The organism is Lentilactobacillus sp. (assembly GCF_040773105.1).
In the GTDB taxonomy this organism is placed as follows: Bacteria; Bacillota; Bacilli; order Lactobacillales; family Lactobacillaceae; genus Lentilactobacillus; species Lentilactobacillus parabuchneri.
Window position 1 is genome coordinate 1 of the sequence record NZ_JAXGWW010000104.1, and the last position, 6,981, is coordinate 6,981.

The 6,981-nt window shown below is 47.6% G+C and carries 7 protein-coding genes; all 7 read left to right on the top strand.

Annotated features, from left to right (window positions below):
* Positions 1-1,331: cytosine permease (locus AB3112_RS06680; RefSeq protein ID WP_367334154.1), on the top strand; the 1,331-nt coding region annotated here is incomplete at its 5' end.
* A gap of 1 nt (position 1,332) precedes the next feature.
* Positions 1,333-1,932: a pentapeptide repeat-containing protein gene (locus tag AB3112_RS06685; protein ID WP_367334155.1), complete on the top strand. Its 600-nt coding sequence runs from the start codon at positions 1,333-1,335 to the stop codon at positions 1,930-1,932.
* A gap of 99 nt (positions 1,933-2,031) precedes the next feature.
* Complete coding sequence (locus AB3112_RS06690; RefSeq protein WP_084973253.1) at positions 2,032-2,928, top strand: energy-coupling factor transporter transmembrane component T; 897 nt, start codon at positions 2,032-2,034, stop codon at positions 2,926-2,928.
* Positions 2,916-4,580: an ABC transporter ATP-binding protein gene (locus AB3112_RS06695; protein ID WP_084973251.1), complete on the top strand. Its 1,665-nt coding sequence runs from the start codon at positions 2,916-2,918 to the stop codon at positions 4,578-4,580. The genes AB3112_RS06690 and AB3112_RS06695 overlap by 13 nt, the downstream gene beginning before the upstream one ends.
* Positions 4,570-5,274, top strand: a complete 705-nt coding sequence (locus tag AB3112_RS06700) for an ECF transporter S component (protein ID WP_081037524.1) — start codon at positions 4,570-4,572, stop codon at positions 5,272-5,274. Before AB3112_RS06695 ends, AB3112_RS06700 begins: the two co-directional genes overlap by 11 nt.
* Before the next feature lie 19 nt (positions 5,275-5,293).
* Complete coding sequence (locus tag AB3112_RS06705) at positions 5,294-6,340, top strand: fucose-binding lectin II (RefSeq protein WP_084973248.1); 1,047 nt, start codon at positions 5,294-5,296, stop codon at positions 6,338-6,340.
* Between the two features lie 17 nt (positions 6,341-6,357).
* Positions 6,358-6,981 (top strand): DUF4430 domain-containing protein (locus AB3112_RS06710; RefSeq protein WP_367334156.1); only part of this gene is annotated, 624 nt, incomplete at its 3' end.

Genomic DNA, 6,981 nt, shown 5'->3' on the forward strand with positions numbered 1-6,981 from the left:
AGCATCGGCATCAATCCTACTGGGATATGTTTGCGACTTGGGTGGGCGCAAACGCCAATAACGGAACCTGGTACGTTGGCGGCGTGATTGCGGCGTGCGGGTTTGTGACAGCTTCGACCACGCTGATCATCGTGGGTGTCATTACATACTTTTTGCTGGCCTTGTCCGGATACATGGGCTATAAGACCGGGTTGCCCGCAATGGCGTTGACCCGGGCATCATTTGGGCTTAAGGGCAGTTTTTTACCGTCCGTGATCAACATTGTCCAATTTATCGGCTGGGCCGCCGTGAATACATTTATCGCGGCAACCTCAATTAGTTATATTCTCCACGACGTCTTGGGCTGGCCGGTCTATGGTAAGCCCGGTGGATTGAAGGGGTTGGTTTCAGGAATTATCGTGATGAGCATTCTGCATTTACTCAGTATTTCGATGGGCGAAAAGTCCGTCCGGATTATTGAACGAATTGGTATTATTCTGGTTTTCATCTTGGTGATTTGGGAATCAATCGTGGTCTTCCAAAACGTGTCGTTATCTGAAATTGTTTCGTGGCACGCACCGGCTGCTCTGAAAATGACGCCGGGCCAAGCCGTGGATGTATTGGCCGCCTTTAATTTAGCCTGGGTGACCGCAGCCAGCGACTTTACCCGTTTTTCAAAGAAACGGGCCAGTTCGACCTGGGCGCCGTTCTTTGGGGCTAATTTAGGACTGATTTGGTTTGCGATGATTGGGATTATCTCGACAATTGCGACTGCGATTACCTTAAATCACTTCGATGCCAACAACTCGGATCCTTCCACGATTGCCAGCAAGTTGGGTCTTGGAGTCTTGGCGATGCTCGTGATCATTATTACCAGTACAACGGCCAATGCGGTGAACCTGATGTCGGCTGGATCGGCGCTGACCAACATGACCAAACGCTTGTCGTTGACCGTCAGCATCGTTTCCGTGACGATTGTCGCCGTGTTTGTGACCTTTATTCCAATTTTTTATTCCACCTTCCTGAATGTTTTTACCGCCTTTTTGGATGGTATTGGGATGTTTTTAGGACCTGAGATTGCCATCTTCTTGACTGATTTCTACGTCGTCGCCAAGCGGAAGTACCGGGTCGAACACTTTGCCTCTCGAACCGGCAAATACTGGTATACCGGTGGAATTAACTGGATTGCGATTGGGTCGTGGCTAATTGCGGTGATCGCATACGGCTACATCAAGCAAGTGCCGGTATTGGCGAATTCAGTTGGTGCAACGTTTATTTCGATGATGATTGCGGCCGTCATTTACTACGTAGTCAGTCGACTTGTTTATCGCAACCAACTGCAGGAGGATTAATTTGGCAACGATTGAGAAACAGACATTGAGCTTGGACGATGTCGAACCTGATAACGAGTATTTAAATTGCACCATCACAGTTTCCAACCAATTAATTCGTATTAACGAGGTTGTGTTTGACCACTGCGCGTTTGAACAAAGCAACTTTGACGGCAGCGACTGGGGTTACGTGTCCTTTAAGGGCTGTAACTTCTTGAACGCCAGTTTTCACAAGAGTTACTTTTCTAATTGCCAATTTACCAACGTTCAATTGATGGGCGCCGACTTTTCGATGGGGACGCTGCTTAAGAAATGCCAGTTCAGAGATTCCAACCTGCACTATGCCAATTTCAGTGAAATTAAGCTCGAAGACAGCTTTTTTGTCGACTGCAACCTGGTTGAGAGCAGCTTTCAGGCCGTGACCGTCAAAAAGGGGCTGTCGTTTAACAATTGTGACGTTAACCAGATTGATTTTCTCGATACGCGGATGAAAGGAATTGATCTGTCCAAGGCAACTTTTGATGACCTCATCGTCAACCCCGAACTAATCGCCGGCTTAAAAATTAACCCCTGGCAGGCCGGACAAATTGTCGCGATGCTGGGAGTGATTGTTGAAGACTAAGTCAATTAAATAATTTGGGAGTTACTCAAAATTCAAACGCTTGTTGATGATATAATAGTCATTCAGGGTCAACATCGATTTGAAAGGAGCAGTCTAACCATGCAGCAATTGCCGATACGAATGACATTTTTTTATCAGCTTCACCCAGTCGTTTCGGCAGTTTACTTCGTTGAAGTCGTGGTTGGGCTGCTTTTGTTTAACCACGTTTCCGTCGCAGTTGTTGGATTTGCCGGCTTGTTGGCGGTTAGCGGATTTTATATGGGCTGGCGGCGTGTGTTCAAGCAGCTCAAGTGGAATGGGTTGCTCTTTTTGACGATTGTTTTCTTTAACTGTTTGTTGAACCAAAAGTTTGCACCAACACTTGGACAGCTTTCGGTCTTCGGGTTGACGTTTCGAGTTTCGTTGCCGGCTTTGATCTATGGTGCTGTCATGGGCCTAATGCTGGTAGAAATGCTAATGGTGTTTGGTGTATTGAATGTTATCCTGCCCGCCAATCGCTTGGTTTATGTCTTTTCACCCATCACGCCGAAACTGGGACTGCTGGCCGTGATGTCAGTTCATCTGGTCAAAACCTTCAATCATCAATTTCACGAACTGGCCATGCTGCAGAAGACCCGAAACTTGAACGTTGAAGCCGGTTCTATCGGCGTTCGGATTCGAAATGCGGGTAAACTTCTGCAGATTCTCCTGGAGGATTCGCTGGCGTCAGGGATGGAATCGGCTCGGTTGATGGATGCCAGGGGCTTTGGGGCGACCAAACGCAGCCATTATCAGACGTATCGTTGGCATGCCACTGATTGGATGTTTTTGGGCTGTTCGTTAGTCGTTTTTATTGGGATGATCGTGGTTCGAAGCAGCCAGTTCGGTTGGTCGAAATCAGTCGCTGATTTTACCGGTTTTTGGGCAACTGACGACTTTTTAGCAGTGGTCAGCCTGGGTATTTTATTAATCGGCCCACTGGTTTTTGAAGGAGCTTATCGCGCATGCAGGAATTAATTCAAACCCACCATCTGACATTTACATATCCTGACAGTCCTCAACCTGCCTTAGCCGACATTAATTTGACGATTTTTCACGGTCAATTTGTCGTCATTGCAGGTGCAACCGGCAGTGGCAAGACCACTTTGATCAATCATCTTAAAAAGGAGTTACTCCCCAATGGGACTCGATCCGGCCAAATTCTGATTAATCAACGGCCTCTCGACAGTTTGGATAAACTGACCAGCGCGAAAACGGTGGGGTATGTTCCTCAGGATCCCGCCGTACAGCCGATTATGGACACTGTGATTGACGAATTGGCATTTTCACTAGAGAACATCGCTTGTCCCAGTGAAGAAATTGAGCGGCGAATTGCGGAATTAGCCAACTATTTAGGACTTGATCAGTTACTGCACAATACGATTGGCAGCTTATCCGGCGGCCAGCTGCAATTAGTTAATTTAGCATCGGTTTTGATTTTACGTCCCGATATTATTCTATTGGACGAACCGACCGCACAGCTTGACCCACTTTCAACCCAGCACTTTTTTGATGTCTTGGAACGGATCCACCAAGAGTTGGGGATGACAATTGTGATGACAGAACACAACTTGTCAACGGCACTGGCTTTGGCTGATACGATGGTCCTGATCCAAGATCGCCGGCTTTCATTTGTGGGCGACCCGGCGACCGGGATTCCCAAGATGGCGGCAGATACCAAGCTCCAATACTTCGTGCCGGACGTTTCCAAACTATTTTTGAACTTAAAGTTGACCGATCAAAAACTGCCGATTTCGGTCGCTGACGGCCAGACTGCCATCTTGCAGCAGCGCCTGGAATTTCAGTCGACCATTCAAGACACGCCTCGGACAGTCTCCAAACCTGTCATATTGAGCGCTAAAGATATCTCGTTTTCTTTTAACCACGCCAATAACGTTGTCGATCGCTTGGCCCTTGATTTGCATAAGGGCGACTGGCTGTCAATCGTTGGCAAAAACGGTTCTGGGAAGACGACTTTGCTGACGATGCTGGCTGGGCTGAGGGTTCCCCAGCACGGAAAGATTAAATTTGACCGGCAGATTGTTTGGCGGCTGCCAACTGGTGACCGGCTGTCAAAAATTTCGTTTCTTTCACAGACTCCCGCACTTCAATTCGGGGCCGAGACCGTCTTTGAAGAACTGCAAAATCAGGCGGACCAACTGCCACAAACTGTATCAAACGAAGCGATTGAGGCCATGATTGCCCGTTTGCACCTGAATTCGGTTAAAAGCCACAGCCCGTTTGACCTTAGTGCCGGTCAGCAGCAGCTTTTGGGTCTGGCTATCGCACTACTGGCCAAGCCACAGTTGTTGATTTTAGATGAGCCCACCAAGGGGTTGGACCCATATACCAAACAGTTGTTGGGCAAGTGGCTACTAGAAGTCAACCAAAGCGGGACGACAATTTTGATGGCCAGCCATGACATGGCGTTTTGCGCGGCGTATACAAAACACTGTGCGTTCATGTTTGATGGTCACCTCAATACTATTTTGCCGACCAGAGAATTTTTTTCTGATAACTTCTTTTTTACAACACCCATTAATCGGTTGTTGAGAAGCCAAGTTCCTGAGGCAATATTGGTGGATGATGTTACACTTAAATCAGAAGGGACGAGTGGCGATGTTTCATAATCAACGGGCAGTTTATCTCAGCCGAATGCTTCTTGTCTTTTCGCTGATCGCTGTTTTTTTAGTTTTAGTACTGTTGTTAAAAAATCAATATTTCTTGCTATTCAGCTTCATGGTACTCTTATGTACGCTTCTTCCTGCCTACTGGCGGTTTGAACACCAACCGCTGAAGACACAGACGTTAATGTTTGTGGCCATTTTGATTGCGCTGGCGGTTGCCGGCCGCGTGCCGTTTGCCTCGATTCCCAGCGTTCAAGCTGCCAGCTTTGTGATTATTTTAGGCGGGGTGGTCCTTGGACCCGAATTGGGCTTTGTGACCGGTTCGACGACAGCGCTGGTCTCAAATATGTTTTTGGGGCAGGGACCGTGGACTCCGTGGCAGATGGTTGCCTGGGGGTTGATGGGACTGACCGCCGGCTTTATCGGCCGGACCAAGTTTCGTCACAGCCTGATAGCGATGATTGTTTTTGGCGGCGTTTGGGGATTTGTGTTTGGCTGGATGATGGATCTTTGGTATGCTTTGGCTTACGTGACCCCACTAACGCCGAAAAGTTTTATTTTGGCATTTGTGGCGAGCGCTGGATTTGATTTGAACCATTGTCTATCAAACGTTGTTCTGATTGGATTACTATATCGAACTTGGGAAAAGCTGTTTAACCGGCTGGACCGAAAATACAGTTTTTTACCCAAACAATAAATCAAGGGATGGATAACTTATGAAACACATTAAAAAATTAGTGACTTTATCAATGGCCGGCTTATTGTTAGCCGGTGCCGTTTCACCGCTGGCAACCGTTAACGCTGCCAGTGTTAAGACTGCTTCAACTGCTTACCAACAATCAAAGACCAAGGCCAGTTATCAATACGCCAAGAAGATGTTATCCAAGAACCGGACCGGCTTTTCCGGTAAGACCAGTTACATATTTAGTAAAAAAGCCTATCCGACGACTGGGGCCGTTTATGGCTATTCAGACTTTCTCCTGGGGCTTAAAGGCTTGGGGTACAAGTTTACCAAGACACAGCGAACACGGGTCGCTAACAGCTTAATATTGAATAAGAAGAGTACCCCAGCTGATTTGGCAACTGCTATTATCGCAATCAAGGCGGTTGGCTTGAATCCACAGAAGCTCCACAAAACCGGGGCTAAGAAATCTCTAAACCTGGTTGCGGCACTTTATCGTAAATCCATGATGAAGCAGACTGTGACTGTCCAAAGTCAGGTATTAATTGCTTTATCGACTGGCAATTATCAGCGGCCAAACAATGCAAAATTTTCAAAGGCCAGCTTGGGTCAGGTGATCGTTAAGAATCAACTCAGTAACAAGGGATGGGCGTATAATAATCAGCTTGCCAATACAGACAGCGACACCACGGCAATGGCTGTTACTGCATTGGCTCGAAGCAAGTCGTCCACGGCAGCCGTCAAATCGGCGATTGCCAAGGGGCAAAGTTACCTTAAAAATGCGGTCTACCCAAGTGGTGCGTTCGGGTACGCGTACATGGGAAAGACTTACCCCAATGCCAACTCAACTGCTGAAGTAATCATCGCATTTTCAACTAAGCAATCAACGTTGAAATACGTCAATGGTTACTTTAAATCAGGTCAAACCGCTTCACCTTTGAAAGCAATGCTCGGTCATGTTCGATCAACCGGTTCAATTAAGGGGGCCGCTACTCAAACCTTGGGTGTGGGTCAGGTCAATTTGGCAAATGCGGCTTATCGGCAAGCGCTCAAGCACCGATCAGTTTATACAATCAAGTAAGTTAAAGGAATGGGTTTATGAAAAAAGCGATTGGAGTCGTCATTGGAATTGTGATTGCGCTGGGCCTGGCCTTCGGGGTCCGCGAGGTGATCGCCAACCGAGCTGAGCAGCATCCAAAAACCGAAGCAGTTGCCAAGATGGATTCCGGCAGCCAGCCTAAGGTATCCTCAAGTTCGACTTCCTCCTCAAGCAAGCCAAAAAAGCAGTCCAGTTCCAATCAACCACATCACAGCAAGTCCAAGCACCAGGCTGCTCATCATCAAACAGCGGATCGGGCGTCTTCGATAGCTCATACGCCTGAGAAAGCAGCCGCTCATCATGCGACTGCTAAACAGTCATCCACGTCTCAGCATCCCAAAGCGACCACTAAAAAGCAGACGGCCACAACTCACCGATCAACGAATACGGTTGGGAGGGCCTACCTCAAAGTTTCTGGGTATAAGAAGCAGTTTTATTCAGGTAATCTAAGCATTACCAAGAAGACAACGGCCTTTACGCTTCTCAAACAAACCAATTTAAAAGTCACCTATACCAGCAGTCCGGCCATTTACGTCAGTGCCATTAACGGACTGAAGGAAAATGATATCAAGCCCGGCAGCGGCTGGATGTATTCGGTCAACGGCAAGTATGTCGACAAGTCG